Origin of the sequence: Lysinibacillus sp. NPDC093197 (assembly GCF_044754025.1) — a bacterium.
GTDB lineage: Bacteria > Bacillota > Bacilli > Bacillales_A > Planococcaceae > Lysinibacillus.
In genome coordinates this window covers 148,305-174,149 of sequence record NZ_JBIVOH010000005.1, presented here as the reverse complement: position 1 = coordinate 174,149, position 25,845 = coordinate 148,305, and the positions used below count along the sequence as shown (strand labels likewise).

29 protein-coding genes are annotated in these 25,845 nt (G+C 37.5%); all 29 read left to right on the top strand.

The window, feature by feature from the left end; translation table 11 throughout:
• Window positions 1-57 precede the first annotated feature (57 nt).
• The 29 genes from topA to flhB all read left to right on the top strand — a co-directional run bounded on the left by topA (window position 58) and on the right by flhB (window position 25,838).
• A complete protein-coding gene (gene topA, locus ACIP9G_RS14875; RefSeq protein ID WP_340825862.1) occupies window positions 58-2,136 on the top strand; it encodes a type I DNA topoisomerase in 2,079 nt (692 codons plus the stop codon).
• A gap of 18 nt (window positions 2,137-2,154) precedes the next feature.
• Complete coding sequence (gene trmFO, locus ACIP9G_RS14870) at window positions 2,155-3,468, top strand: FADH(2)-oxidizing methylenetetrahydrofolate--tRNA-(uracil(54)-C(5))-methyltransferase TrmFO (RefSeq protein WP_337981913.1); 1,314 nt, start codon at window positions 2,155-2,157, stop codon at window positions 3,466-3,468.
• A 285-nt stretch (window positions 3,469-3,753) separates the two neighbouring features.
• Complete coding sequence (gene xerC / locus ACIP9G_RS14865; RefSeq protein WP_340825860.1) at window positions 3,754-4,653, top strand: tyrosine recombinase XerC; 900 nt, start codon at window positions 3,754-3,756, stop codon at window positions 4,651-4,653.
• A gap of 22 nt (window positions 4,654-4,675) precedes the next feature.
• A complete protein-coding gene (gene hslV / locus ACIP9G_RS14860; RefSeq protein WP_024362042.1) occupies window positions 4,676-5,221 on the top strand; it encodes an ATP-dependent protease subunit HslV in 546 nt (181 codons plus the stop codon).
• The gene (gene hslU, locus ACIP9G_RS14855; RefSeq protein ID WP_340825859.1) at window positions 5,221-6,621 is read left to right on the top strand and encodes an ATP-dependent protease ATPase subunit HslU; all 1,401 of its coding nucleotides are present in this window, start codon (window positions 5,221-5,223) and stop codon (window positions 6,619-6,621) included. The genes hslV and hslU overlap by 1 nt, the downstream gene beginning before the upstream one ends.
• An 86-nt stretch (window positions 6,622-6,707) precedes the next feature.
• Window positions 6,708-7,487: a GTP-sensing pleiotropic transcriptional regulator CodY gene (gene codY / locus ACIP9G_RS14850; RefSeq protein WP_024362040.1), complete on the top strand. Its 780-nt coding sequence runs from the start codon at window positions 6,708-6,710 to the stop codon at window positions 7,485-7,487.
• A gap of 840 nt (window positions 7,488-8,327) precedes the next feature.
• The gene (gene flgB, locus ACIP9G_RS14845) at window positions 8,328-8,720 is read left to right on the top strand and encodes a flagellar basal body rod protein FlgB (RefSeq protein WP_401020385.1); all 393 of its coding nucleotides are present in this window, start codon (window positions 8,328-8,330) and stop codon (window positions 8,718-8,720) included.
• A 3-nt stretch (window positions 8,721-8,723) separates the two neighbouring features.
• The gene (gene flgC, locus ACIP9G_RS14840; RefSeq protein ID WP_340825857.1) at window positions 8,724-9,185 is read left to right on the top strand and encodes a flagellar basal body rod protein FlgC; all 462 of its coding nucleotides are present in this window, start codon (window positions 8,724-8,726) and stop codon (window positions 9,183-9,185) included.
• A gap of 24 nt (window positions 9,186-9,209) precedes the next feature.
• Window positions 9,210-9,515, top strand: coding sequence for a flagellar hook-basal body complex protein FliE (gene fliE, locus ACIP9G_RS14835; protein WP_340825856.1), 306 nt, complete (start codon window positions 9,210-9,212; stop codon window positions 9,513-9,515).
• 148 nt (window positions 9,516-9,663) lie between these two features.
• Window positions 9,664-11,256: a flagellar basal-body MS-ring/collar protein FliF gene (gene fliF / locus ACIP9G_RS14830; protein WP_340825855.1), complete on the top strand. Its 1,593-nt coding sequence runs from the start codon at window positions 9,664-9,666 to the stop codon at window positions 11,254-11,256.
• A gap of 15 nt (window positions 11,257-11,271) precedes the next feature.
• A complete protein-coding gene (gene fliG / locus ACIP9G_RS14825; RefSeq protein ID WP_173477764.1) occupies window positions 11,272-12,285 on the top strand; it encodes a flagellar motor switch protein FliG in 1,014 nt (337 codons plus the stop codon).
• Window positions 12,278-13,063, top strand: coding sequence for a flagellar assembly protein FliH (gene fliH / locus ACIP9G_RS14820; protein WP_401020381.1), 786 nt, complete (start codon window positions 12,278-12,280; stop codon window positions 13,061-13,063). Before fliG ends, fliH begins: the two co-directional genes overlap by 8 nt.
• A gap of 5 nt (window positions 13,064-13,068) precedes the next feature.
• Complete coding sequence (gene fliI / locus ACIP9G_RS14815; protein ID WP_340825853.1) at window positions 13,069-14,394, top strand: flagellar protein export ATPase FliI; 1,326 nt, start codon at window positions 13,069-13,071, stop codon at window positions 14,392-14,394.
• A 1-nt stretch (window position 14,395) separates the two neighbouring features.
• The gene (gene fliJ / locus ACIP9G_RS14810; RefSeq protein ID WP_340825852.1) at window positions 14,396-14,845 is read left to right on the top strand and encodes a flagellar export protein FliJ; all 450 of its coding nucleotides are present in this window, start codon (window positions 14,396-14,398) and stop codon (window positions 14,843-14,845) included.
• A gap of 4 nt (window positions 14,846-14,849) precedes the next feature.
• Complete coding sequence (locus ACIP9G_RS14805) at window positions 14,850-15,458, top strand: MotE family protein (protein WP_340826523.1); 609 nt, start codon at window positions 14,850-14,852, stop codon at window positions 15,456-15,458.
• Window positions 15,459-15,486: 28 nt separating this feature from the next.
• Window positions 15,487-16,779: a flagellar hook-length control protein FliK gene (locus ACIP9G_RS14800; protein ID WP_401020377.1), complete on the top strand. Its 1,293-nt coding sequence runs from the start codon at window positions 15,487-15,489 to the stop codon at window positions 16,777-16,779.
• 2 nt (window positions 16,780-16,781) lie between these two features.
• The gene (gene flgD / locus ACIP9G_RS14795) at window positions 16,782-17,447 is read left to right on the top strand and encodes a flagellar hook assembly protein FlgD (protein ID WP_340825849.1); all 666 of its coding nucleotides are present in this window, start codon (window positions 16,782-16,784) and stop codon (window positions 17,445-17,447) included.
• Between the two features lie 15 nt (window positions 17,448-17,462).
• Window positions 17,463-17,834: a TIGR02530 family flagellar biosynthesis protein gene (locus ACIP9G_RS14790; RefSeq protein ID WP_340825848.1), complete on the top strand. Its 372-nt coding sequence runs from the start codon at window positions 17,463-17,465 to the stop codon at window positions 17,832-17,834.
• Between the two features lie 86 nt (window positions 17,835-17,920).
• Entirely contained in the window at window positions 17,921-18,868 is a 948-nt protein-coding gene (gene flgG, locus ACIP9G_RS14785) for a flagellar basal body rod protein FlgG (protein WP_401020375.1), read from the top strand.
• Window positions 18,869-19,062: 194 nt separating this feature from the next.
• The gene (locus ACIP9G_RS14780; RefSeq protein ID WP_173477756.1) at window positions 19,063-19,284 is read left to right on the top strand and encodes a flagellar FlbD family protein; all 222 of its coding nucleotides are present in this window, start codon (window positions 19,063-19,065) and stop codon (window positions 19,282-19,284) included.
• Window positions 19,274-19,702: a flagellar basal body-associated protein FliL gene (gene fliL, locus ACIP9G_RS14775; protein WP_340825845.1), complete on the top strand. Its 429-nt coding sequence runs from the start codon at window positions 19,274-19,276 to the stop codon at window positions 19,700-19,702. Before ACIP9G_RS14780 ends, fliL begins: the two co-directional genes overlap by 11 nt.
• A gap of 33 nt (window positions 19,703-19,735) precedes the next feature.
• Window positions 19,736-20,731, top strand: coding sequence for a flagellar motor switch protein FliM (fliM, locus tag ACIP9G_RS14770; protein ID WP_340825843.1), 996 nt, complete (start codon window positions 19,736-19,738; stop codon window positions 20,729-20,731).
• On the top strand, window positions 20,724-21,956 hold the full coding sequence (gene fliY, locus ACIP9G_RS14765; RefSeq protein WP_401020372.1) for a flagellar motor switch phosphatase FliY: 1,233 nt from the start codon (window positions 20,724-20,726) through the stop codon (window positions 21,954-21,956). The genes fliM and fliY overlap by 8 nt, the downstream gene beginning before the upstream one ends.
• Window positions 21,957-21,977: 21 nt before the next feature.
• Window positions 21,978-22,340, top strand: coding sequence for a response regulator (locus ACIP9G_RS14760; RefSeq protein WP_340825841.1), 363 nt, complete (start codon window positions 21,978-21,980; stop codon window positions 22,338-22,340).
• Window positions 22,341-22,350: 10 nt separating this feature from the next.
• Window positions 22,351-23,022: a flagellar biosynthetic protein FliO gene (locus tag ACIP9G_RS14755; protein WP_401020370.1), complete on the top strand. Its 672-nt coding sequence runs from the start codon at window positions 22,351-22,353 to the stop codon at window positions 23,020-23,022.
• Complete coding sequence (gene fliP, locus ACIP9G_RS14750; protein ID WP_340825838.1) at window positions 23,019-23,684, top strand: flagellar type III secretion system pore protein FliP; 666 nt, start codon at window positions 23,019-23,021, stop codon at window positions 23,682-23,684. Before ACIP9G_RS14755 ends, fliP begins: the two co-directional genes overlap by 4 nt.
• A 13-nt stretch (window positions 23,685-23,697) precedes the next feature.
• Window positions 23,698-23,967, top strand: coding sequence for a flagellar biosynthesis protein FliQ (gene fliQ / locus ACIP9G_RS14745; protein WP_173477750.1), 270 nt, complete (start codon window positions 23,698-23,700; stop codon window positions 23,965-23,967).
• Between the two features lie 4 nt (window positions 23,968-23,971).
• A complete protein-coding gene (gene fliR / locus ACIP9G_RS14740) occupies window positions 23,972-24,748 on the top strand; it encodes a flagellar biosynthetic protein FliR (protein WP_401009467.1) in 777 nt (258 codons plus the stop codon).
• A 1-nt stretch (window position 24,749) separates the two neighbouring features.
• Window positions 24,750-25,838 carry a flagellar biosynthesis protein FlhB gene (gene flhB, locus ACIP9G_RS14735; protein ID WP_340825835.1) on the top strand — a complete coding sequence of 363 codons (1,089 nt, stop codon included), beginning with the start codon at window positions 24,750-24,752 and terminating at the stop codon, window positions 25,836-25,838.
• The last annotated feature ends 7 nt before the right edge of the window (window positions 25,839-25,845 follow it).

Genomic DNA, 25,845 nt, shown 5'->3' with positions numbered 1-25,845 from the left:
TTTTGCAACAGGTAACTTAAAAAATTAGCAATAGACCTCGCTAAGGGGGAGACATAGATGGCGGATTATTTAGTGATTGTAGAATCACCAGCAAAAGCAAAAACAATTGAACGTTATTTAGGAAAAAAATACAAAGTAAAAGCATCGGTTGGGCATGTGCGTGACTTACCACGTAGCCAGATGGGCGTTGATACTGAAAATAATTACGAACCTAAATATATTACAATTCGCGGTAAAGGACCTGTTTTACAGGAACTTAAGTCTGCGGCAAAAAAAGTGAAGAAAGTCTATCTAGCGGCCGATCCAGACCGCGAGGGAGAAGCGATTGCTTGGCACCTTGCGACTGCATTAAATATTGATATTCACTCAGACTGTCGAGTTGTTTTCAATGAAATTACAAAGGATGCAATTTTAGATTCCTTTAAAAATCCTCGTGCTATAAATATGGACTTAGTGGATGCACAGCAAACACGTCGTATGCTAGATCGACTTGTAGGCTATAATATAAGCCCAATTCTTTGGAAAAAAGTTAAAAAAGGTTTATCAGCAGGTCGTGTGCAATCTGTAGCACTACGTATGATCATTGATCGTGAAAACGAAATTAAAAACTTCCAGCCGGAAGAGTATTGGACGATTGAAGGTTCCTTTGAAAAAGGTAAAAAGACATTTGATGCACTGTACTATGGTAACGGCAAAGATAAAATAAAATTAACAAATGAAGAGCAAGTAAAGTCCATTTTAAAAAATGTAAAAGGTACTGCATTTGAAGTCGTAAATGTGACAAAAAAAGAACGTAAACGAAATGCTGCACCTGCTTTTACTACATCTTCTTTACAACAAGAGGCAGCGCGGAAGCTAAATTTCCGTGCGAAGAAAACGATGATGCTTGCACAGCAATTGTATGAAGGTATTGATATTGGTAAAAAAGAAGGTACAGTCGGTTTAATCACATATATGCGTACAGATTCAACACGTATATCTGAAACTGCAAAGACTGAAGCGGTTTCTTATATTGAAACAAAGTACGGAAAAGAATATATCTCGACAGAAACGAAGCAGGTTAAAAAGGCGTCGAATGCACAAGATGCCCATGAAGCAATTCGTCCGACAAGTACGATGAGAACACCAGATGAGTTAAAAACAGTACTTAGTCGCGATCAACTACGCTTATACCGTTTAATTTGGGAGCGCTTTATTGCAAGCCAAATGGCGCCTGCTGTATTAGATACAGTTGCTGTAGACCTTCAACATGGTGATGTTTTATTCCGAGCAAATGGCTCACAAGTCAAATTTGCTGGATTTATGAAACTATATATAGAAGGTACGGATGATCAAACAGAAGAAACGACGAAACTTCTACCTGAAATGGAAATTGGCGATCAGGTGAAATCACTTGAAATCGAGCCGAAGCAACATTTTACACAACCACCACCACGTTACTCAGAGGCTCGTCTTGTGAAAACAATGGAAGAGCTAGGAATAGGGCGACCATCGACATATGCACCGACCCTTGATACAATTCAACGCCGTGGCTATGTTGTGCTAGATACAAAGAGATTTATGCCGACAGAGCTTGGTGAAATCGTTCACCAACAAATGCTGGAATTTTTCCCTGATATAATAAATATCGAATTTACAGCAAAAATGGAACAAGATCTCGATGAAGTTGAAGAAGGTATTCGTAAGTGGGTTGAAGTTATCGATGATTTTTATAAAGACTTCGAGGTTCATGTAAAGCATGCAGATGCTGAAATGGAGAAAGTAGTCATTAAAGATGAACCAGCTGGTGAGGATTGCGAGAAGTGTGGTTCACCAATGGTATTTAAGCTTGGTCGCTATGGGAAATTTATGGCTTGCTCGAACTTCCCAGATTGCCGTAACACAAAAGCTATTATGAAGCCAATTGGGGTTAAATGTCCTTCTTGCGAAACTGGCGAAATTGTGGAACGCAAAAGTAAAACAAAGCGCTTATTTTATGGATGTAATCAATATCCAGAGTGCGAATTTGTTTCATGGGACAAGCCAATTAGTAGACCGTGTCCGAAATGTAGTGCATTATTAGTAGAGAAAAAATTAAAAAAAGGTGTGCAAATTCAGTGTACGAAATGTGACTATGAAGAGACACCAACTCAATGATAGGAAGATGGTAAGAAAATGACTGAACAAGTTGTAAATGTAATTGGAGCAGGCCTTGCAGGTAGTGAGGCGGCTTGGCAAATTGCTAAGCGTGGTGTAAAAGTTAAACTTTATGAAATGCGTCCAGTAAAGCAAACACCTGCCCACCATACTGATAAATTTGCAGAGCTTGTTTGCTCAAACTCGCTACGTGCAAATACGCTAACAAATGCTGTTGGTGTTATTAAAGAAGAAATGCGTTTATTAGATTCTGTTATTCTAAAAGCTGCCGATGCATGCTCCGTACCAGCAGGTGGAGCACTTGCAGTAGATCGCCATGAGTTTGCAGGCTATGTAACAGAAGCGGTGAAAAATCATCCGTTAGTGGAAGTCATTCATGAAGAAGTAACTGAAATTCCAGAAGGTATTACGGTTATTGCAACTGGTCCACTAACTTCAAAAGCATTAGCTGAAAAAATTCAAGGTTTAACGGGTCTAGACTATCTGTATTTCTATGATGCAGCAGCACCAATTATTGAAAAAGATAGCATTGATATGGATAAAGTTTATTTAAAATCTCGTTATGACAAAGGTGAAGCGGCTTATCTAAACTGTCCTATGACAAAGGAAGAATTTGATCGTTTCCGCCAAGCGTTAATCGAGGCAGAAGTTGTCCCATTAAAAGAATTTGAAAAAGAAATTTATTTCGAAGGCTGTATGCCGATTGAAGTAATGGCAGCGCGCGGTGAAAAAACGATGTTGTTTGGACCGATGAAGCCAGTAGGACTTGAAGATCCGAAAACAGGTAAACGACCTTATGCTGTTGTACAACTGCGCCAAGATGACGCTGCTGGTACACTTTATAATATTGTCGGTTTCCAAACACATTTAAAGTGGGGTCCACAAAAAGAAGTGCTGCAACTAATACCGGGCCTAGAAAATGTTGAAATCGTACGATATGGTGTAATGCATCGAAATACTTTCATTAATTCACCGAAAGTGCTAGAGAAAACATATCAGTTACGTGAACAAAAAAATGTTTTCTTTGCTGGTCAAATGACAGGTGTAGAAGGTTATGTTGAATCTGCAGGTAGTGGGTTAATTGCGGGAATTAATGCGGCACGTTTGGCATTAGGACAAGAGCCAATTATTTTCCCATTCGAAACTGCATTAGGTAGTATGGCGCGTTATATAACAGAAGCACAATCAAAAAATTTCCAACCGATGAACGTTAACTTTGGTATATTCCCTGAATTACCACCTGGACGTCGTTCAAAACCCGAGCGTGCGGAAATGCATGCGAATCGCGCAATGAGCACAATTCGAAATTTTGTGAATTCACAAACAATTTAATTGCCAAAAGCCTCTAAAAGTTGATATACTCTTAGAGGCTTTTTCTTTTGTGTAGACAAAATGCTTAATTACACGTATTTTATTATTTTGTATAATGATTTTCTCATAATATAACCATTTTCACTTGCTATATTACGAAGATAGGTATAGTGTCAATATGTATGTTTTTTAAGGATTACTTTAACGACAAATTTATTTAAATGGCAACGTTTGTTTTACCATTTGAATTTGTTGGTAATAGTAATGAGAGAAGGTTACGAATAATTCATTGGTGGTGAATCTTTCATGTTAGTTTCGTCCCAAGAAGCACTTGAACAGTTTATGCTTTACATCCAGGTAGAAAAAAACTTCTCTGTTCATACTGTGCGAGAATATGAATCAGACCTACTAGATTTTTTAGCGTTTTTACAGGCAGAAGGCGTTAATGATTTAGCCAGTGTTGAGTATATACATGCACGACTATATGTAACGAAGTTGTATGATGAAAAGAAAGCAAGAACTTCTGTATCAAGAAAAATTTCATCAATCCGCTCCTTTTTTCGCTTTCTAAATAAACAGCACGGCATGGATGATAGTGCTTTTCGATCTCTATATCATCCAAAAAAAGAATCACGTTTACCAAGTTTTTTCTATGAAGAAGAATTGATGAAGCTTTTTGATGCGAATGTAGGAGATGATTTGAAATCGTTGCGTAATATGGCTATTTTAGAGTTATTATATGCAACGGGCATTCGGGTGAGTGAGCTTACATCCATTATGGTAGCGGATATCGATTTCCGTTATTCTATTGTTCGAGTAATGGGTAAAGGAAGAAAAGAACGCATTATACCATTTGGTCAATTTGCGAGTGTGGCTATACAGCACTACATAGAGCAGGCTCGTCCACGTTTGATGAAACAAACAAATCATCAGCAACTATTTGTCAATATGCGCGGAGGGGAACTTACGCCACGTGGGGTACGTCATATTTTAAATGAAATGATTGATAAGACCTCACTCCATACGAAAATATACCCACATATGCTTCGCCATACTTTTGCTACACACTTACTGAATCATGGCGCAGATTTACGGACTGTACAGGAGTTACTGGGCCACGCGCATTTAACTTCAACACAGGTTTATACGCATGTAACAAATGAGCATCTTCGTCAAACATATATGAATGCCCATCCAAGGGCATAATAGAGGCTAAGGAGGAAGGCAAATGGGACAAATCCATGCGACTACGATATTTGCGGTACATCATAATGGCGGGTGCGCTATGGCTGGCGATGGTCAAGTGACACTTGGGAATGCGGTTGTTATGAAAGGTACTGCTAGGAAGGTCAGACGTCTGTTTAATGGGCAGGTGCTAGCTGGCTTTGCAGGCTCTGTAGCCGATGCTTTTACACTTTTTGAAATGTTCGAAGCGAAATTAAACGAATATAATGGGAATTTACAGCGAGCTGCTGTAGAAGTAGCAAAACAATGGCGTGGTGATAAAATGCTACGTCAATTAGAGGCGATGTTACTTGTGATGGATAAAAGTACACTACTCCTTGTGTCTGGTACGGGAGAAGTTATAGAACCTGATGACGGTATATTAGCGATTGGTTCTGGTGGGAATTATGCATTATCAGCAGGTCGTGCTCTAAAAAAATATGCAGGTGAGACAATGACTGCCCGTGAGATTGCTGAGGCAGCATTAGAAACTGCCGCTGAAATTTGTGTATTTACAAACCATAATATTATCGTGGAGGCACTTAACTAATGACACCACAAAACTTAACCCCAAGACAAATTACTGAGCATTTGGATCGTTATATCGTAGGGCAAAATGAGGCGAAAAGAGCGGTAGCTATTGCGCTACGAAATCGCTATCGTCGTTCTCTACTAGCGGATGATATGAAGGCTGAAGTTATTCCTAAAAATATTTTAATGATTGGACCAACGGGAGTTGGGAAAACTGAAATTGCAAGGAGAATTGCAAAACTAACGAATGCGCCGTTCGTAAAGGTTGAAGCAACGAAATTTACAGAAGTGGGCTATGTTGGACGTGATGTTGAGTCAATGGTCCGCGATGTTGTGGAGGCTTCCCATCGTCTCGTGAAGGAAGAAATGATGGAGTCTGTGAAGGAGCAAGCGGAAGAGTTAGCAAATGAAGCCATTGTAAAATTACTTGTCCCTTCTTTACGTAAAAAACAAGCTATGCAAAATCCGTTTGAAATGTTATTTGGTGGCAAAGAACAACAAACGCATGATGATACATCTTCTGATGAAACGGAAGTACGCTCAAAACGTGCGCAAATCGCTATTGATTTACGCAATGGCAAATTAGAAAATGAATGGGTTACTGTTGAAGTTACTGAACAAAATCCTTCGATTTTTGACGCATTACAAGGTACAGGGATGGATATGTCTGCCAATAGCGGTATGCAAGATATGTTATCAAGCTTAATGCCTAAAAAACAGAAAAAGCGCCGTGTGCAAGTAAAAGATGCGCGTCGTATTTTAATAATTGAGGAAGCAAATAAGCTTATTGACGCAGATGAGGTGTCGCAAGAGGCTATTACTAGAGCAGAACAATCTGGGATTATTTTCATTGATGAAATTGATAAAATCGCAAGCAAAGATACGAACTCTTCTGCTAGTGTTTCACGTGAGGGTGTCCAGCGCGATATTTTACCAATTGTTGAAGGTTCAACTGTCACTACGAAATATGGTGCGGTTAAAACAGACTATATGCTTTTTGTTGCTGCAGGAGCTTTCCACATGTCTAAACCGTCAGATTTGATTCCAGAATTACAAGGACGATTCCCAATTCGTGTAGAACTTGAAAAATTAACGAAGCAAGATTTTGTTCGTATTTTAAAAGAACCAGATCAATCGCTTATTTTGCAATATAAAGCGTTATTAGAAACAGAAGGTGTAGCAATCAATTTTGCAGAAGATGCAATTGAACGAATTGCAGAAATCGCAACAGAGGTCAATCAAGAAACAGATAATATCGGGGCACGTCGATTACACACAATTTTAGAGCGTTTGCTAGAAGAATTATCGTTTGAAGCGTCTGAAATTGCTCCAGCTCAAATTGAAATTACAGCTGCTTATGTTGACCAAAAATTGGCTGGTATTGTAAAAAACAAAGATTTGTCACAGTTTATATTGTAGGCGAGGCTTGTTAGTACCATTCAATTGCAAAAAACTTTAGAATATTAACTAAATACGGTATGGATAATTTATAGGAGGAACATATAATGAATTTATTAGAAAAAACAAGAAAAATTAACTCAATGCTCCAGGCATCTGCGGGTAAACCAGTAAACTTTAAAGAGATGGCTGACACTTTAGGGGACATTATTGATAGCAACGTATATATTGTAAGCCGTAAAGGGAAGCTTTTAGGTATTTCAATTCACCAACAAATTGAAAACGAACGTATGAAAAAAATGTTCGAAGAGCGTCAATTCCCAGAAGAATATACACATAGCTTGTTTACAATTTCTGAAACATCTTCAAATTTAGATATTAACAATGAACATACTGCGTTCCCAGTTGAAAATAAAGATTTATTCCAAAGCGCTCTAACAACTATCGTACCAATCGTTGGTGGTGGTGAACGTTTAGGTACATTAATTTTAGCTCGTTTATCAGCTCAATTTGAAGATGATGATTTAATTTTAGCTGAATATGGTGCTACAGTAGTTGGTATGGAAATTTTACGTGAGAAATCTGAAGAAATTGAAGAAGAAGCACGTAGCAAAGCTGTAGTACAAATGGCAATTAACTCACTTTCATATAGTGAATTAGAAGCGATTGAACATATCTTTGAAGAGCTAGATGGTAACGAAGGCTTATTAGTTGCTTCGAAAATTGCAGACCGCGTAGGAATTACACGTTCAGTGATTGTAAATGCATTACGTAAACTTGAATCTGCAGGTGTAATTGAATCACGTTCACTAGGGATGAAAGGAACTTACATTAAAGTATTAAACGATAAATTCCTAAACGCACTAGCTGAAATTAAAATGAAATAATGAACAAAAGCTCCCCAGTTGAGGGAGCTTTTTCTGTTTGCGTAAGCTATACAAATAGTTAATAAAGCAAGCCCTACCACTCTGCTTTGTGTGAGCGAGCGTCGGTTGTTCATAAATGGTACATGTGTCATTTTTGTGAATATCCGGTGTATTGTTTCTGCAAAATACTAGGTGGTAGGGCTTGCTTTGTAACAAAAATGATACATAATTAATCTTTAAAAAGTACTTCCTATTTCTTGTAGTCTTTTAACTTTAAAAAGGGTGGCTAACGATGCGAGACAAGCATTTATTAGACTCGTTTAATACGCATTACTCTAACATGATGAGCAAACGCTAACGGTAAAAGGCATTTGTTGTGAGAAGATTGAAACTAAACCTGCCTAAAAGCGTCCACTTGGAGTGAAAATCACTGCCATATATGGACATATCCTGACCTTTAGCCCTTTTTGTCGAAAAGTATAGACGTTCTCAACGGAATTAGAAGGAGTATTTTATATTGTCACGTCTAAAATAGTAAAAAGGAACTTTTTTTTACCGAAAAATCCCTTTTTGTCATTTAAATCCAACCCTCTGTAGTAATAAAAAGGGATATATTTGATACTAATACAGTAAACACTGTCGAAATAGTGTAAAATAACTAGAAAAAAGTCGACACGCTTTGAGGCCTAGTGCCAGTAGGGATGGGGCATATTTGTCCTGGTTAACAAACTTAAAAAATAGGGCGTATATACTATTAAAAAATGACAAAAGACAATAGACACTACGTATCATCTTAATTACAATTGTATTATTGGATAAATTAAGAAGTACATAGATTGAAATTAAATGAGGTGAATGGTTTTGAACTTATTTGGAGGAACTATTAGTAGCCTGGAAAACGGACTTTCCTATGCAACTTTGAATCATAAAACAATCGCAAATAATATTGCGAATGTCGATACACCAAATTATAAGGCGAAAAATGTAAGTTTTAAAGATATGTTGGAGAATGAGAAGCAAATTTCTATATCGGCATATCGAACAGATAGTAGACATTATGATTTCGAAATTAAACAATCGACACCAGGTGTCAATAATGTTACTAACTTACGATATCGAAATAACGGTAATGCTGTAGATATGGATGCGGAACAAACGAAATTAGCGGAAAATCAAATCTACTACAATGCTTTGATTGACCGTGTAAATGGAAAGTTAAATACGCTTAATACTGTTATTAAAGGAGGTAAGTAATAAATGTCTATTTTTCATGGAATGAATACTACTGCCTCTGCCTTAACGGCACAGCGTTTACGAATGGATGTTATTTCTTCGAATATGGCAAACGTAGACACTACTCGCGCTAAACAAGTAAACGGGGAGTGGGAGCCATACCGACGGAAATCTGTTACTTTTTCTGCGCAAGAAGGACGATTTTCGAATTTTTTAAATGTGGCAATTGGTAAAAATGCAAAAAGCGGTGTTGGGAATGGTGTGAAAGTTTCGCAAATTAAAGAAGATACTGAAACACCTTTCAAATTAGTGTATGATCCGACACATCCAGATGCAGATGCAGATGGCTATGTCAGCATGCCGAATGTTGACCCATTAAAAGAAATGGTAGATTTAATGTCTGCTACTCGTTCATATGAGGCAAACATAACTGTTTTAAATGCAAATAAGTCTATGCTAACAAAAGCGTTAGAAATCGGTAAATAATAAAAAAGAAAGGATGGATACATAATGGCAATTTCGTCCGTTTCACTAATGACACCTACCCAGGTTGTAAATCAAACAAACAAATTAAATACAACACCTTACGAAGCCCAGCAAAGCTTTGCGAATTCGTTAAAAGAGGCAATAGCGAAAGTGAATGATCAGCAAATTACTTCTGATAATCTTACACAAAAGCTAATTACTGGTGGAGATGTGGAGTTGCACGAAGTAATGATTGCATCTCAAAAGGCGAGCATTACATTAAACGCAACAATTGAAGTTCGCAATAAGGTGATTGAAGCTTACCAAGAAATAATGCGAATGAGTGTCTAATTAGAATGAATTGGTGAAGTAAGCCACCAATTCATTTCGTTAGGCTTCCCGTGGAAACAAAGTTTTTAGAGTATTAGTTTTCATGGGATTCCACTATTATCGCGAATTATTGATTGCTAGGTTATTCACTATAACCGGAGGATTCATAATGAATGAACGATTGACGAAAATAAAAAACGACACCAGCCAATTTTGGACAAGTCGGAGTAAAACACAAAAAATAGTAATGATTAGTTCTTTAGTAGGTGTAATATTACTTGCAGCTATCATTACATTTTTTGCAACAAAAACTACATATGTTCCGCTTTATAAAGATTTATCGACAAGAGAAATCGGCCAAGTAAAAGAAGCTTTGGATTCTCAAGGCGTAAAATATGAGATTGCTCCAGGTGGAACGTCCATATTAGTACCCGAAGAACAAGTCGATTCATTATTGGTGCAACTAGCATCCGATGGTTATCCTCAAACTGGAACGATCGATTACTCATTTGCTAATAGCTCTGGTTTCGGTATGACAGACAACGAATTTAATTTATTGAAAAAAGCTGCGACTGAAACAGAAATTGCTAAACTAATAAAAAATCTAGAAGGCGTGAAAGATGCAAAAGTTATGATTACTCTTCCTGAAGAAGGAGTCTTCATAAAAGATGTAAAAGAAGATGCAACTGCATCCATTGTATTGAACACAGATCCTGGCTATAAATTTACAGAGCAACAAATTGCCACTATGTACAACTTAGTAGCAAAAAGTATCCCAAACTTAAATACGGATAATATTGTTATCTCTAACCAATATTCAGAGTACTTTGATTTGAATGCTACATCGACAGATGGTACTTCTACAACAACAGCTGAAGGCCAATTGCAAATGAAGAAATTGGTAGAACGTGACTTGCAACGTCAAGTGCAAAATATGCTAGGTACTTTAATGGGACAAGATAAAGTCATCGTTTCTGTTACGACAGATATTGACTTTAAAAAGGAAAATCGTGAAGAAAATTTAGTGACACCAGTTGATGAAGAGAATATGGAAGGGATTGCGATTAGCGCCCAACGTATTACAGAGCAGTATTCTGGTACTGGCAACCCAGCAACAGGTACACCTGAAGCTGAAACAACAACAGATAATTTCACTACTTACAATGAAGGTACATCGGGAGATGGAGATTACGAACGTACGGAAGAAACAATCAATAATGACGTCAACCGTATTCGTAAAGATATTCAAGAGGCACCTTATAAAATTCAAGATATCGGTATCCAAGTAATTGTTGAGCCACCAACAGCTGCTGACGCAGCATCTCTACCAGATGGTGTTCGACAAGACATTGAGAAAATTTTAAGTACTATTGTTCGTACAACAATCTCAAAAGATGTAGCTGCTGAACTTACACAAGATCAAATAGATGAAAAAGTGGCTGTTTCAGTCCAACCTTTAAATGGTAAAGTGGCAGATACTGCTCCTGAGACACCTGTTATTCCATGGTGGGTTTGGGTAGTTGGAGGCATTTTACTGGCTGTTATTCTATTACTGGCATTCTTCATCATCCGTTCACGTAAACGTGCGAAAGAAGAAGAAGAGCTTAGTATCCTAGAAGAACAAGAAGAATTGATAATTGATGATATTAATGAAGAAATTGAAACGGAAGCTACAATGCGTCGTAAGCAACTTGAAAAAATGGCGAAAGATAAGCCTGATGATTTTGCAAAGTTACTGCGTAGTTGGATTGCGGAAGACTAACTAGGAGGTTCTGCTGTGTCCAAGAAAGATAAGGAATTAACCGGAAAACAAAAGGCCGCACTCTTGTTAATTTCACTAGGGCCTGAGGTTTCAGCTTCTGTCTATAAACATTTAACTGAGGAAGAAATCGAACGTTTAACGTTAGAAATATCAAGTGTTAAAAAAGTAGAAGCAAATGTCAAAGAAGAAATTATTGAAGAATTTCACAATATAGCCCTTGCGCAAGATTATATTACACAAGGTGGTATTGGTTACGCGAAGACGGTATTAGAAAAAGCATTAGGTATGGAGCAAGCACAAACGATTATTAATCGTTTGACTTCCTCTTTACAAGTGCGACCGTTCGACTTTGCACGTCGAGCAGATCCTGCTCAAATATTTAACTTTATTCAAAATGAACATCCACAAACAATTGCTCTTATTCTATCTTATTTAGAAGCAGGGCAAGCGGGTGTTATTTTATCTTCATTACCGCAAGAAGTACAAGCAGATATTGCTAAACGTATTGCAATGATGGAATCAACTTCACCAGAAGTAATTAGTGAAATTGAATCTGTATTGGAACGAAAACTATCATCCACTGTTACGCAAGATTACACAGAAACTGGTGGTATTGATGCAGTCGTTGAAGTATTAAATGGTGTTGACAGACAAACAGAGAAGACGATTCTCGATGCACTCGAAATTCAAGATCCAGAGCTTGCAGAAGAAATCAAGAAACGCATGTTTGTATTCGAAGATATCGTGACGCTCGACAATCGTTCAATTCAGCGTGTTATTCGTGATTGTGAAAACGAAGATTTACTTCTTTCAATGAAAGTTTCAAGCGAAGAAGTAAAAGATATTATCTTCCGAAATATGTCGCAACGTATGGCCGATACTTTCAAAGAAGAAATGGAAATTATGGGACCTGTTCGCTTGCGTGACGTAGAAGAAGCTCAATCACGAATTGTCGCTGTTATTCGCCGCTTAGAGGATGCTGGTGAGATTATTATTGCACGTGGTGGAGGAGATGACGTCATTGTCTAGAATCATCCGTTCTGTATATACACAGTCCAATGGCGATAATGTAAAGAAGATACAAATTCGTGATATGTTTGAATTACCCGAAATGGATACAGATGAAACATCCCATTATCATATGACAATGGAAGATGTATTTGCAGAACGTGATCGATTACTTGAAGAGGCTAGAGCTAAAATTCAAGTAGAACGAGAAGCTTTTGAACAAGAGAAGCAAATGCACTTCCAAGAAATTGAGCATATGAAACAAAGCTGGGAAGAAGAACGCCCAAATCGCGTACAAGAAGCGTATGATGAAGGGTATGGTCAAGGTTATGAGGATGGTACAAATAGAGCCACTGAAGCAATGGCACAATCCCTTCAAACAGCGAATGAAATCATCGCTCAAGCAGGGGAAAATGCAAAAAAATATATCGATGACCAAGAAGCAATTATTTTGGAACTAGGTTTAACTGCTGCGCAACGTATTATTGGGACTTCGTTAGAGCAAAACGATGAACTGTTTCTATCAATCGTTCAAAGAGGGCTTAAAGAAGCGAGAGAGATGAAGGAAATAAAAATCTACGTTTCTCCTACATACTATGGTTTAATTACATCGAATCGCGATGAATTGGCAGAAATGTTCCCAACAGATGTACCATTTATGATTTTTGTAGATGAAGATTTCGAAAAAGAAACAGATTGTTATATAGAAACAAATCACGGTCGAATTGTTGTTAGTATTGACGAGCAATTAAATGAATTAAGATTAAAGCTACATGAAATATTAGAAAGTAAGGAATGATCTAGATGAAAACGGCTCAATTAATCGAACAAATTCCTAATATACCGACTTTTAAGAAGTTTGGTAGAGTAACGAGAGTTGTCGGCTTAATGATTGAGTCGCAAGGTCCTGATAGTTCCATCGGTGATGTATGTAAAATTCATGTTGAAACGTCGAAAAACGGACATCAAATCATTTTAGCAGAGGTCGTTGGGTTTAAAGATGAAATAGTAGTTTTAATGCCCTTCACCTCGCTCCGTGAAATATCAATTGGTTGCTTAGTAGAAGGAACAGGAGCACCTCTTGAAATTAAAGTTGGACCAGAGCTAATTGGTAAAGTACTAGATTCAATGGGAAATCCGATAGATGGTACATTGTTACCGAAGGGTTTAATGTCAGTACCTACTGAGCAAGATCCGCCTAATCCACTTACTCGTCCACCAATAAATGAACGACTTGAGGTGGGTGTAAAAGCGATTGATGGTATGCTAACTGTCGGTAATGGACAACGTGTAGGTATTTTCGCTGGCTCTGGTGTCGGTAAAAGTACACTTTTAGGTATGATTGCGCGTAATACGCAAGCTGACTTAAATGTTATTGCATTGGTTGGTGAGCGTGGTCGTGAGGTGCGTGAATTTATTGAACGAGATCTAGGACCTGAAGGTTTAAGCCGTTCCATAGTGGTCGCAGCCACCTCAGACCAACCCGCACTTATGCGTATTAAAGGAGCATTTACAGCGACAGCGATTGCAGAATACTTTAGAAATCGTGGCTTAAATGTGATGTTAATGATGGACTCCGTAACGCGGGTTGCAATGGCTCAACGTGAGATCGGACTTGCGACCGGAGAACCACCTGCTCAGAAGGGTTATACACCTTCTGTATTTGCGATTTTACCAAAGTTATTAGAACGGACTGGAACAAATGAAAAAGGCTCTATTACAGCCTTTTATACGGTATTAGTAGATGGCGACGATATGAACGAGCCAATTGCTGATACTGTTCGTGGTATTTTAGATGGTCATATTGTACTTGATCGAAACCTTGCAAATAAAGGTCAATATCCAGCTATTAATGTGCTAAAAAGTGTCAGTCGTTTGATGAATCATGTGGCAGAGCCGGAGCATAAAAAGGCAGCAGAGCGTTTACGGGAACTCTATTATACATATGACAAATCAGAGGATTTAATAAATATCGGTGCATATAAACGTGGGACTTCAAAAGAAATTGATGAAGCAATTTATTATGAACCACTCATTACAGCTTATTTAAAGCAAGGGTATTTAGATAAGGTGACACTTGAGGAAAGTAAGAATGAGTTAATTACATTATCGAACGGTGGTGGCAGGTAGGATGGTCAGTTATATGTATCGTTTTGAAAAAGTATTAACCATTCGAGAGCAAGAAAAAAACGAGACTGAAATTGCCTACAAGGAATCTGTTCGTTCTTTTGAAGAGGTTGCAACAAAGCTCTATGACTTGCTGAAAAAGAAAGAGGATTTAATAGAATTTCAGCAGAAACGTTTAGTTGTAGGGTCATCAATAGAGGAAATTCATCACTATGCTCGTTTTATTGATAGCCTTGAAAAGACAATTGCGGATGTGCAACAAAAAGTTGTGCAGGCGCGTTCAAAAATGAATTGGCACGAAGAAAAACTATTAGAAAAAAACTTGGAAGTACGTAAATTTGAAAAAATGCGCGAAAAAGATTTTAAGTCTTTTCAACAAGAACAAGATCGCATTGAGAGCATATTTTTAGATGAAATATCTTCACTTACGTATTTCAAGAAAGAAATCAGGTGATTTCATGGCAAAAAGAGATAGCCGTATTAAAACTGAATTAGAAGTACAACAGCCAACACGTAAATCAGGAGGTTTCCAAAAGTTTTTCATCTGGATATTAATACCTGTTATGTTCGTGGTAGCGGTGTTACTCGTTGTGGCAACGTTAATGGATACGAACGTCTTTGATTTAGGAAAAAAGGCAGTAAGTAACCTACCTTTTGTTGAATCGGAAGAACAACAAGCAAAAGATGCCCTTGTTATTGATGATTCCAAGGTAGTAGGCTTACAGGCAGAAATACAAGAAAAAGAAGCAGAAATTGCACAATTGCAAAGTAAATTAGATACAACTACAAATGAAAAAGAAAAGTTACTGACGGAGCAAGAGCGATTACTCTTTGAAATTGAAAAATTAAAAAGAGAGCAAGATGATGTGAAACGTGACTTTAATGATATTTTGTCTACTTTTGATAAGATGTCTCCTAAAGCGGCAGCACCTGTTCTTATAAAAATGAGTGATGCACAGGCACTTCGTATTTTATCGAGCTTGAAACCGGATAAGTTAGCAGCGATTCTAGAAAAAATGGATCCGCAAGATGCTGCAAAGTATACAGAAATGATGGCTAAACAATAAAAAACATTTTTGTAAAGGAGGTGAAAACATGAATATTGCATTGATGAACATGAGTGCTCCAAATACTACGAAGCCAAGTACTGCTACTTCGAAAGCTGTGTCAACAAACAGTTCTGAGATGAAAACAAATGCTGGAGCAGATAAAGATAAAATATCTAAATTTGGTTCTGTATTTGGACAAGCTGTTGCTTCAACAAATCAACAAAATAAAACATCTCAAAGTAATAATACTCAAGGTGACGATAAGTTAGCGGAGCTAGATAAGGTGTTAAATAGTCAATCTATCGAAGAATTACTAGATTTACTAGAAATTCCACATGATGAAGGCTTGTTAATGCTTCAAGTTGGGGAAGATGGCAAAGCAGTAGCTATGGATGAAATGTTAAATTTAGAAAATTTAATGGCTGCATTGAATGTTGATAAAGAGCAAATAGAAAAATTGGTTCAACAATTACTAAATGAAGATCAGCAAGCGAGCGATGTATGGGAGCTTTTAGCTTTAGTAGACGCTCAAGCTCCATTGTTACAGACGCAAATTGTATCTGCGTTGCAAGGTGAAGGGCAAGTACCTTCAGAAGATGCTACGAAGCTACTACAAGTATTAAAATTAGCACAGTTAGTTGGTCAAAAATCGGATTTGACGATGTCTCAAGAAAATGTACTGTCAAACGTTAATAATTTTTTAACAGCGTTACAAACACAAGTTGAAACTATTCAAACTGCGCAGCAAGTTACAACAAAAACAACCGTTACATTACCGTTGCAAGGTTTCCAGCAAGTTATTCAACAAGTGCAAGTGACAAAACAATCTGATACAAGTGCTAATGAAATGGTGACGGCTAATACAGTACAAACCAAAGCTGATACATTCCAAGTTACTTTACCAGCAGCTAAACCAGCGCAGTCGGAAGCTTTACTGAAAGAAATGCAGGCAATCATCAATAAGGCTCAAATTTCGAATGCACAAGGGATTACGCGTTTAACGTTAAAATTGTATCCTGAAAATCTAGGTACCATTCGAATCGAACTTGTACAAAATGACGGTGTTTTAACAGCTCGATTACTAGCTTCAACTGCACATGGGCGTGAGCTTCTTGACAGTCAAGCGCACCAATTAAAGCAAGCCTTTGTCCAGCAAAACATCCAAGTTGATCGACTCGATATTGCGCAATCGTTGCAGGATGCTGATAGACAACAACGTGATCAAAATTTCTTTAATAACTTCTTTAGGCAACAGCAGCAAGAAGAACAAGAGCAGCAAAAAGAGGACAGCGAAGATGGTATGTCCTTTAATGATTATTTAGAAAACGAGGAGGTGTAAACGTGGCAGATAAAATTACAAATGACCTTTACTATTCCAACTATACTGCACCAACAAAACAAACTGGTAATAGTGAACTTGGTAAAGATGCATTTTTAAAACTATTGATTACACAATTACAGCATCAGGATCCAACAAACCCTATGGATGACCGTGATTTCATTGCACAAATGGCGCAGTTCTCATCTTTGGAGCAAATGCAAAATATGACAAAGGCAATGGAGTCATTACTGATGTCGCAACAACAAACGCAGCTTATGAACTATACATCATTTGTTGGAAAAGAAGTAAAATGGCATGAACTTACAGAAGAAGTAGATAAAGATAATAAGCCAGTTATAAATGAAGGTACGGGCGTTATCCAATCATTAAAATTTGTTGATGGAGAAGCAGTATTTATTTTAGATGATGGCAAGGAAATCTATCCTGGAAACATTTCAGCGATTTTAGGTAATAAAGATACAAGTACAGGTGAGAGCAATACATCAACTGAATCACCACTTGTACAAGCGAGTAAGCTAATTGGCAAAAATGTCACTTACAATGACGGAGAGCAAGATGTACAAGGGCGTATCGTCTCTGTATCAAACAAAGATGGTATTATTTATTACGAATTAGATAATGGTAAAAAACTAGCAGGGAAAGAATTTACAGTAATAAGCGAATAAAGGTGGTGGAGAAAGATGGATAAATTTTCAATTCATCGTGTCCCATTGCATCCAACTATTCGTCAAACGCAAACTACACCTATCAATACCCAGCAATCGTTTAGTGCTCATTTACAAGAGGCAACGAATCAACAGGAGCTAAAAGTAAGTAAGCATGCAAATGAACGCATTAAAGAGCGTAATATTGCGATTACTGAACAGGAATGGCGGGTTGTATCTGACAAGGTATTTGAGGCACATTCAAAAGGTGTCAAACAACCATTAGTCTTGATGGATCAAGCGGCTCTAATTGTCAGTGCTAAAAATGCTACTGTCATTACAGCAATGGATCGCACGGAAGCAAAGCAACAACTGTTTACTAATATTGATGGCACAATCGTGCTTTAAGGCTGGACCTTCTTAATGTAAGGAAGCCTATGTGTGCTGACTGATAGAGGCACGCAATTCAAAAAATGAAGGGAGAACGACAACTTATGTTACGTTCTATGTATTCAGGTATTTCAGGTCTTAAAAACTTCCAAACAAAGCTAGATGTTATCGGGAATAATATTGCCAATGTTAACACGTATGGATTTAAAAAAGGACGCGTTATTTTCAAAGACATCCTATCTCAAACAAGCGCAGGTGCTTCAGCTGCAACTACTACTCGTGGTGGTACAAACCCTTTACAAGTAGGTCTTGGTTCAACACTTGCGGCAATTGATACAGTTCACGGTTCTGGCTCACGCCAAACGACAGATCGACCATTGGATTTAGCTATTCAAGGTGAAGGCTTCTTTATGGTAGCTGACTCCGTTTCAAATACTGATGGCGTTGCAGAAGGCTATACAAATGTTGTTTATACACGTGCAGGTAATTTCTACATGGATAACGAAGGTTATTTAGTCAATGCTGAAGGGAAATATTTAGTTGGTCATGCAAATGATACATTGTATGAAACTGACTCTACTGAAAGTAATGCCGAGGCAGATAAAGAAGCAAGCCCGCTGAACGGTGAAACTGAGGATTTATTAGGGGAAAATGATACATTTACTTTTGAAGATAACAACCCAATCAAAATCCCGACAACAGCTAAATCTGTAAGTATCGGTCAAGACGGAACAGTTCAATATGTAGATGCAAATGGATATTTACAATACGCGGGTCAAATTGTTATGGTTAAGTTCCCAAATGCTGGTGGCCTTGAGAAAGTAGGAAGTAACTATTTCCAAGTAACAGCCAACTCAGGTCAACCTTATGGCCAAGTAGCAACAGTAGCTGGTATGGGTTCAATTACGGCAGGGGCGCTTGAAATGTCCAATGTCGATCTTTCAGAAGAATTTACAGAGATGATTGTAGCACAGCGTGGATTCCAAGCAAATACACGTATTATCACTACATCAGATGAAGTTCTACAAGAATTAGTAAACTTAAAACGATAGTAATTAGTTATTTCTAGTCTTGAACGCAAGAATCTATAAGGTTACGCGTTAAGATATTAAACTACTAAATGTATGCTAGTGTAATTTTAGCGAATCCGTAAAGGGTTAGTTGTAGATGCGTTTGAGCTCTAAAACATAATTTTCAATATGAGGGAGGGTCGGGCCGGCTCTCATGCTAGACCGGCCCTATTTCAATGATTGAACTAACAAGACTAAATGGCAAAGCATTTACACTGAATGCTTTATACATAGAAACTGTCGAATCTTTTCCAGATACGACTATTACTTTAACAACTGGAACAAAAATTATTGTGTTACAGAGTGAAGATGAGGTGCGACAAAAGGTAACAGCCTTTTATAACAATATACAAGTACTATCAAACCCGCATCTACGAGGTGAAGAAGATGAAGAATAATAAAGTATTAACGATGATCATCATCGTACTAGTGGCGATTATACTTATTGGAGTTATTGCGTTTGTATTATTTACTCAATTCAATAAGCCTGCAGCATCTCTTGAACCATCAATAGACGATATTGTAGAAGCATCTGTTGATGTTCCTGAAATTATGACAAATCTTGCTGATAAAAGGGTAGTGCGCATGACGCTAAAAATCCAAACTTCTAGCAAGGACGCTGCTGAAGAGTTAAAGAAGCGTGATTTCCAAACGAATAATTTAATTATTCAAGAGCTTTCAGAAATGGAGCAAAAAGATTTGGATGGCAAGGCAGGAAAAATAATGTTTGAAAAGGCATTAAAAACACAGTTAAATGAATTGATGCAAGAGGGAGAAATTCAACAAGTATATATTACCTCCTACATCTTTCAATAAAAATTAGAAACTGCTTGAAATGGAGGTGGGCAAATGGCAGGAGATGTGTTATCCCAATCGGAGATAGATGCGCTACTTTCCGCAATCTCGACCGGAGAAATGTCAGCGGATGACATGAAAAAAGAGGACGAGGTACGAAAGGTTAAAGTTTATGACTTTAAGCGAGCGTTGCGCTTCTCTAAAGATCAAATCCGAAGTTTGACCCGAATACATGAGAATTTTGCACGATTACTAACTACCTTCTTTTCTGCACAGTTAAGAAGCTACGTGCAAATTACAGTAGCATCAGTAGACCAAATACCCTTTGAAGAGTTTGTTCGATCAATTCCGAATATGACGCTCATTAATGTGTTTGAAGTGCCACCGCTTGATGGTAATATATTGATGGAAATAAACCCAAACATTGCCTATTCGATGTTGGATCGTTTAATGGGGGGTAGTGGAGCGAGTCATAGTAATGTTGATAACTTAACTGAAATTGAAACTAAAATTATGACAAATCTCTTCGAACGTTCATTCGACAATTTACGCGAAGCATGGGAAAATGTTGCTGAAATCGACCCGATTCTAGTAGAACTTGAGGTAAATCCTCAATTTTTACAAATGATTTCACCAAATGAAACGGTAGTCGTCATTTCTTTGAATACAATTATTGGTGAGACAAGCGGTATGATTAATATTTGTATCCCGCATGTTGTATTGGAGCCAATCGTACCGAATCTATCTGTACGTTATTGGATGCAAACAAATACAAAAGAGATGTCACCTGAGCAAACAAAAATGCTTGAAACACGTGTTAAACAAGCTAGATTACCTCTTTCTGTAGAGTTAGGTGTTACGGATATCACAATTGAAGACTTCCTGATGATGCAAATCGGTGATGTTATTCAATTAGAACAAAAAATTGATGATCCTTTACTGCTGAAAGTAGGTACATTGCCTAAATTCACAGTACAACCCGGAAAACAGGGTAAAAAATTAGCAATCCAGATTATCGACCCTTTGAAAGGAGGAGACGAAGATGAGTGATGAAATGCTCTCCCAAGAAGAAATTGAAGCGTTATTAAGGGGCGAAACGTTGGAGGATAGAATAAACGACAGCGAAGCTTCTACAAAAGAAGAAACAAATGAAATACGAGTAGAGGATTACCTTGATTCGTTTGCTCAAGATGCACTAGGTGAAGTAGGAAATATATCTTTTGGTAGTTCAGCTACTGCTCTTTCAGCGTTATTAGGTCAAAAAGTAGATATTACTACACCTAGTATTTCCATGATTAACCGCAATAAATTAGAAGAGGAATTTCCTCATCCGTATGTAGCGGTACAAGTTGAATATACAATCGGTTTAACAGGTATGAACTTACTTGTTATTAAACAATCAGATGCTGCGATTATTGCAGATTTAATGTTAGGTGGGGACGGCTTAAATCCTAAACCTGACTTAGGTGAAATTCAGCTAAGCGCAGTGCAAGAAGCAATGAATCAAATGATGGGTTCAGCTGCTACATCGATGTCGACGGTATTCAACAAAAAAGTGGATATTTCGCCACCGACAATCGACTTAATGAATATTTCACAAAATGAAGGTCGAGATAATATTCCTGAAGATGATTTACTTGTAAAAGTTTCATTCCGACTTCGAATTGGTAATTTAATTGATTCAAACTTAATGCAATTATTACCGCTTAAGTTTAGTCAAAACATTGTAAAGTCATTATTAGGAGAAACAGAGGCGATTGAAGAGCCAGTTGCAGCCACAATTGCTCCAGAAGCGCCTATCGCACCACCACCTGTTCAACATACAGCGCCACCAGCACAGCAACCTGTATATCAACAACCAGCAACGCCAGTGCAACAGCCGATGTATCAAGAGCAGCAACCAATGTATCAAGAGCAGCAACAAATTCATACGCAACAAAGACCAGTACAACCTGTAAATGTTCAACAGGCACAGTTTGCTAGCTTTGATCCAAATGTAATCTCTCAATCTGAGGCTAGAAATTTAAATATGCTACTTGATATTCCATTGCAAGTTACTGTAGAGTTAGGACGTACGAAACGTTCTGTTAAAGAGATTTTAGAACTAGCTAGTGGATCGATTATTGAATTAGATAAATTAGCAGGGGAACCAGTTGATATTCTAGTAAATAGTCGTTTAATTGCAAAGGGCGAAGTTGTTGTTATTGATGAAAACTTCGGCGTACGCATTACAGATGTTTTAAGTCAAGCAGAGCGTTTAAATAATTTAAGATAGTTTCAATTGGAGGAGTTAACCATGTCTAAAAGAATTTTGATTGTAGACGATGCTGCATTTATGCGCATGATGATCAAGGATATTTTGTCGAAAAACGGATTTGAAGTTGTAGGGGAAGCTGCCGATGGTCTACAGGCTGTTGAAAAATACAACGAATTAAAGCCAGATTTAGTAACAATGGATATTACAATGCCTGAAATGGATGGTATTGCAGCTCTTAAAGCTATTAAAAGTACACATCCGAGTGCAACTGTAATCATGTGTTCAGCAATGGGACAACAAGCGATGGTAATCGATGCAATTCAAGCTGGTGCGAAAGACTTTATTGTTAAGCCTTTCCAAGCAGATCGTGTAATTGAAGCGATTCAAAAAGCACTAGGATGATTTCATGCAAATGTTAAAATCATTTCGTGTAACGATGATTTTCGCATTTCTATTAACCTTCCTATTTGTGTACCCACCAACAGTTTCTGTTTATGCTGACTCTGATACAAATAGTATTGAGTATTGTATGAAAAAACCAGAGGAATGTAAGGATAATACAGATCCAGCTGCGAAGGAAGATACGGTTGTTTCAGCAGCTGGAGATGTTTCTGCATGGGAATACATAAAAATGGTTTTGGCGCTTATTTTTGTTGTAGCTTTATTTTATGGGTTGATGAAGTTTCTAAATAAAAGAAATTTAACTTTTCAACGAAATCAAATGGTACAAAATTTAGGCGGTTTATCGTTAGGTGCACAAAAGTCTGTTCAACTTTTGCAAATAGGAAAATCACTTTATTTAGTTGGTGTCGGTGATGATGTCCAACTTTTACGTGAGATTACCGATCCGCAGGAAGTTGAAGCACTGCTTTCACTATATAACGAAAAACAGGAATATGCGGCAACATCACCTTATATAGCAGAAGTATTTTCAAAGCTTAAGAGAAAAAATAAACAAAATTCATCAACACTTCAAAAGCAAGATTCGTTTGGTGAACTTTTTGAAAAGAAGATTTCTGAAATTAAACAGGAGCGTAGTGAAGAAATAGAGAGATGGAAGCAAAAGGAGAATGATGATAAATGAATGATATAGTCAATTATTTTTCCAACAGCGATCCGACAAATGTCTCAACCTCTGTTAAGCTCCTATTATTATTAACTGTACTGTCACTTGCACCGAGTATTTTAATTTTGATGACTTCCTTTGCGCGAATTGTCATTGTGCTCTCGTTTGTACGTACAGCTTTAGCGACACAACAAATGCCACCAAATCAGGTTATTGTTGGTCTTGCCTTGTTTTTAACATTTTTTATCATGGCTCCTACTTTTCAAGAGGTCAATAAAGAAGCATTACAGCCATTATTTGCTGAAGAAATAGGGCTGGAAGAAGCATATGAGAAAGCTAGTGTGCCTTTTAAAGAATTTATGAGTAAACAAACGAGGCAAAAAGATTTAGATTTGTTTTTACAATACAATCAAGCAGAAAAACCAGCATCGGTAGAGGATATACCTCTGACTATGCTTGTACCTGCCTTCGCATTAAGCGAAATTAAAACAGCATTCCAAATTGGTTTTATGATTTTTATCCCATTCCTAGTAATCGATATGATTGTAGCAAGTACATTAATGTCGATGGGGATGATGATGTTACCACCGGTTATGATTTCATTACCGTTTAAGATTTTATTATTTGTACTCGTCGATGGCTGGTACCTCGTAATGAAATCATTACTACAAAGTTTTTAGGGGATGATACAGTATGACAGGTGAAATGGTTATTTCAATTGCAGAGCGTGCCATTATGATTATCCTTCTAACAAGCGGACCGCTATTATTAATTGCTTTAATCTCAGGTTTAGCGGTAAGTATATTTCAAGCAACAACATCAATTCAAGAGCAAACATTAGCATTCGTTCCAAAAATCGTCGCAGTATTAGTGGGCATCGTTTTCTTTGGTCCATGGATGTTATCTCAAGTAACAAGCTATGCGAGAGATATTTTTGAGAATTTAACGCGTTATATAGGGTGAGTGCATGAATGAACTAGTCCCCCAAATAACGGTATTCTTATTAGTGCTTGTGCGTGTAACGGCTTTTTTTGTTACAGTACCTTTCTTTTCATATAAAACGATTCCGCAGCAAGTACGTATTGCCCTCGCATTCGTTTTAGCTTGGATGATGTATTATACAATCGACGTAGAGCCATTTCTTTTTAATGGTGATTACATACTTTTAGTGATGAAAGAAGCCCTTATTGGATTGTTACTAGGTCTAGTAGGCTATATCATCATGTCGGCGATACAAATTGCCGGAAGCTTTATAGATTTCCAAATGGGATTTGCCATCGCCAATATTATTGATCCACAAACTGGTGCACAAAGCCCACTAATTGGTCAATTTTTTAATACATTGGCGTTACTATTTTTATTAGCAATAGATGGCCATCATATGATTCTAGATGGAATTTACTATAGTTATCAGTTTTTACCTATAGATCAGGGATTTCCAGATTTCGCGAAAGATGACTATATCCAGTTTGTTATGACAACATTTACTGCAGTCTTCGCCATCGCTTTTCAAATGGCAGCACCTGTTGTAGCAACGTTGTTTTTAGTGGATTTAGCGCTAGGAATCACGGCAAAAACTGTCCCGCAATTAAATATCTTTGTTGTCGGTTTTCCCATTAAAATTGGTGTCAGTTTTTTAGTGCTATTCACGATGATGGCGGTTATGGTACAAGTCATACAAAAGTTGATTACAATTATGATTTACGGTATGCGCGATTTAATGGCAATTTTAGGTGGTGGATAACATGTTGCTACTACTGGACTTAGATTTACAGTTTTTTGCAGGTGAAAAAACGGAAAAAGCGACACCTAAAAAAAGACAAGATGCAAGAAAAAAAGGGCAGGTCGTAAAGAGTCAGGACATATCGAGTGCGATTGTTATGCTCATGGTGTTTATCTTTCTTTTTTTCTTTGCGGGATCATTGCGAGATGAGCTTTTATCTTTTTTTAGGCAAACATTTATCCATAACATACGTGTAGAAACACTTACGATAGATAGTGTAATGCATCTATTTATCGAAACATTAGTAGAAATGGCTTATGTTATCGTACCGATAATGGCGATTGCTTTAGTAGGAGCATTAGCGGGCAATTTTCTACAATTTGGCTTTTTATTCACATTAGAGCCGATGAAATTCGATTTAAAAAAGATGGATCCTATTAAAGGATTAAAGAAAATTTTTTCAGTAAAAGCCATTGTAGAGCTTTTAAAATCAGTATTAAAAATCACCTTTATCGGTGGGGTAACAACAATTATCGTATGGTCAAATTTACATGAAGTATTAGCTCTATCTTTTAAAAGTCCGTGGGTGACCCTTATTACTGTTGGCAAACTAGTTGGCATTATGGGTATCGCGGCTTCTCTTGTGTTACTATGTGTATCCTTATTGGACTGGATGTATCAAAAACATGAGTATGAAAAAAATCTTAAAATGTCTAAGCAAGACATAAAAGATGAATATAAAAATAGTGAGGGTGATCCGCTCATTAAATCAAAAATCAAACAACGTCAGCGCGAAATGGCGATGCGTCGAATGATGTCAGAGGTTCCGAACGCAGATGTGGTTATCACCAACCCAACTCACTATGCGATCGCTCTGAAGTATGATGAGGATAGTATGGAAGCCCCACGTATAGTGGCAAAGGGAACTGACTTTGTGGCTCAAAAAATTAAACTGATCGCTAAAGAACATGATGTCATCATGGTAGAAAATAGACCATTAGCACGCGCTATGTATGATCAGGTAGAAATAGGCGATCAAGTACCAGAAGAGTTTTTCAAAGCAATAGCAGAAGTACTCGCTTATGTATATCGTATTAAGCGGAAAATTTAAAGCTTTT

What these genes read in the sequence shown, in the direction of transcription:
- xerC (WP_340825860.1), top strand. Translation starts at nt 3,754, where the DNA reads ATGTTAGTTTCGTCCCAAGAAGCACTTGAACAGTTTATGCTTTACATC.
- fliY (WP_401020372.1), top strand. Translation starts at nt 20,724, where the DNA reads ATGAGTGATGAAATGCTCTCCCAAGAAGAAATTGAAGCGTTATTAAGG.
- fliJ (WP_340825852.1), top strand. Translation starts at nt 14,396, where the DNA reads ATGGTCAGTTATATGTATCGTTTTGAAAAAGTATTAACCATTCGAGAG.
- fliE (WP_340825856.1), top strand. Translation starts at nt 9,210, where the DNA reads ATGGCAATTTCGTCCGTTTCACTAATGACACCTACCCAGGTTGTAAAT.
- codY (WP_024362040.1), top strand. Translation starts at nt 6,708, where the DNA reads ATGAATTTATTAGAAAAAACAAGAAAAATTAACTCAATGCTCCAGGCA.
- fliM (WP_340825843.1), top strand. Translation starts at nt 19,736, where the DNA reads ATGGCAGGAGATGTGTTATCCCAATCGGAGATAGATGCGCTACTTTCC.
- flgG (WP_401020375.1), top strand. Translation starts at nt 17,921, where the DNA reads ATGTTACGTTCTATGTATTCAGGTATTTCAGGTCTTAAAAACTTCCAA.
- flhB (WP_340825835.1), top strand. Translation starts at nt 24,750, where the DNA reads ATGTTGCTACTACTGGACTTAGATTTACAGTTTTTTGCAGGTGAAAAA.
- ACIP9G_RS14760 (WP_340825841.1), top strand. Translation starts at nt 21,978, where the DNA reads ATGTCTAAAAGAATTTTGATTGTAGACGATGCTGCATTTATGCGCATG.
- ACIP9G_RS14805 (WP_340826523.1), top strand. Translation starts at nt 14,850, where the DNA reads ATGGCAAAAAGAGATAGCCGTATTAAAACTGAATTAGAAGTACAACAG.
- fliL (WP_340825845.1), top strand. Translation starts at nt 19,274, where the DNA reads ATGAAGAATAATAAAGTATTAACGATGATCATCATCGTACTAGTGGCG.
- hslV (WP_024362042.1), top strand. Translation starts at nt 4,676, where the DNA reads ATGGGACAAATCCATGCGACTACGATATTTGCGGTACATCATAATGGC.
- topA (WP_340825862.1), top strand. Translation starts at nt 58, where the DNA reads ATGGCGGATTATTTAGTGATTGTAGAATCACCAGCAAAAGCAAAAACA.
- fliP (WP_340825838.1), top strand. Translation starts at nt 23,019, where the DNA reads ATGAATGATATAGTCAATTATTTTTCCAACAGCGATCCGACAAATGTC.
- flgC (WP_340825857.1), top strand. Translation starts at nt 8,724, where the DNA reads ATGTCTATTTTTCATGGAATGAATACTACTGCCTCTGCCTTAACGGCA.
- ACIP9G_RS14780 (WP_173477756.1), top strand. Translation starts at nt 19,063, where the DNA reads ATGATTGAACTAACAAGACTAAATGGCAAAGCATTTACACTGAATGCT.
- trmFO (WP_337981913.1), top strand. Translation starts at nt 2,155, where the DNA reads ATGACTGAACAAGTTGTAAATGTAATTGGAGCAGGCCTTGCAGGTAGT.
- hslU (WP_340825859.1), top strand. Translation starts at nt 5,221, where the DNA reads ATGACACCACAAAACTTAACCCCAAGACAAATTACTGAGCATTTGGAT.
- ACIP9G_RS14790 (WP_340825848.1), top strand. Translation starts at nt 17,463, where the DNA reads ATGGATAAATTTTCAATTCATCGTGTCCCATTGCATCCAACTATTCGT.
- fliI (WP_340825853.1), top strand. Translation starts at nt 13,069, where the DNA reads ATGAAAACGGCTCAATTAATCGAACAAATTCCTAATATACCGACTTTT.
- fliF (WP_340825855.1), top strand. Translation starts at nt 9,664, where the DNA reads ATGAATGAACGATTGACGAAAATAAAAAACGACACCAGCCAATTTTGG.
- ACIP9G_RS14755 (WP_401020370.1), top strand. Translation starts at nt 22,351, where the DNA reads ATGTTAAAATCATTTCGTGTAACGATGATTTTCGCATTTCTATTAACC.
- fliQ (WP_173477750.1), top strand. Translation starts at nt 23,698, where the DNA reads ATGACAGGTGAAATGGTTATTTCAATTGCAGAGCGTGCCATTATGATT.
- ACIP9G_RS14800 (WP_401020377.1), top strand. Translation starts at nt 15,487, where the DNA reads ATGAATATTGCATTGATGAACATGAGTGCTCCAAATACTACGAAGCCA.
- fliR (WP_401009467.1), top strand. Translation starts at nt 23,972, where the DNA reads ATGAATGAACTAGTCCCCCAAATAACGGTATTCTTATTAGTGCTTGTG.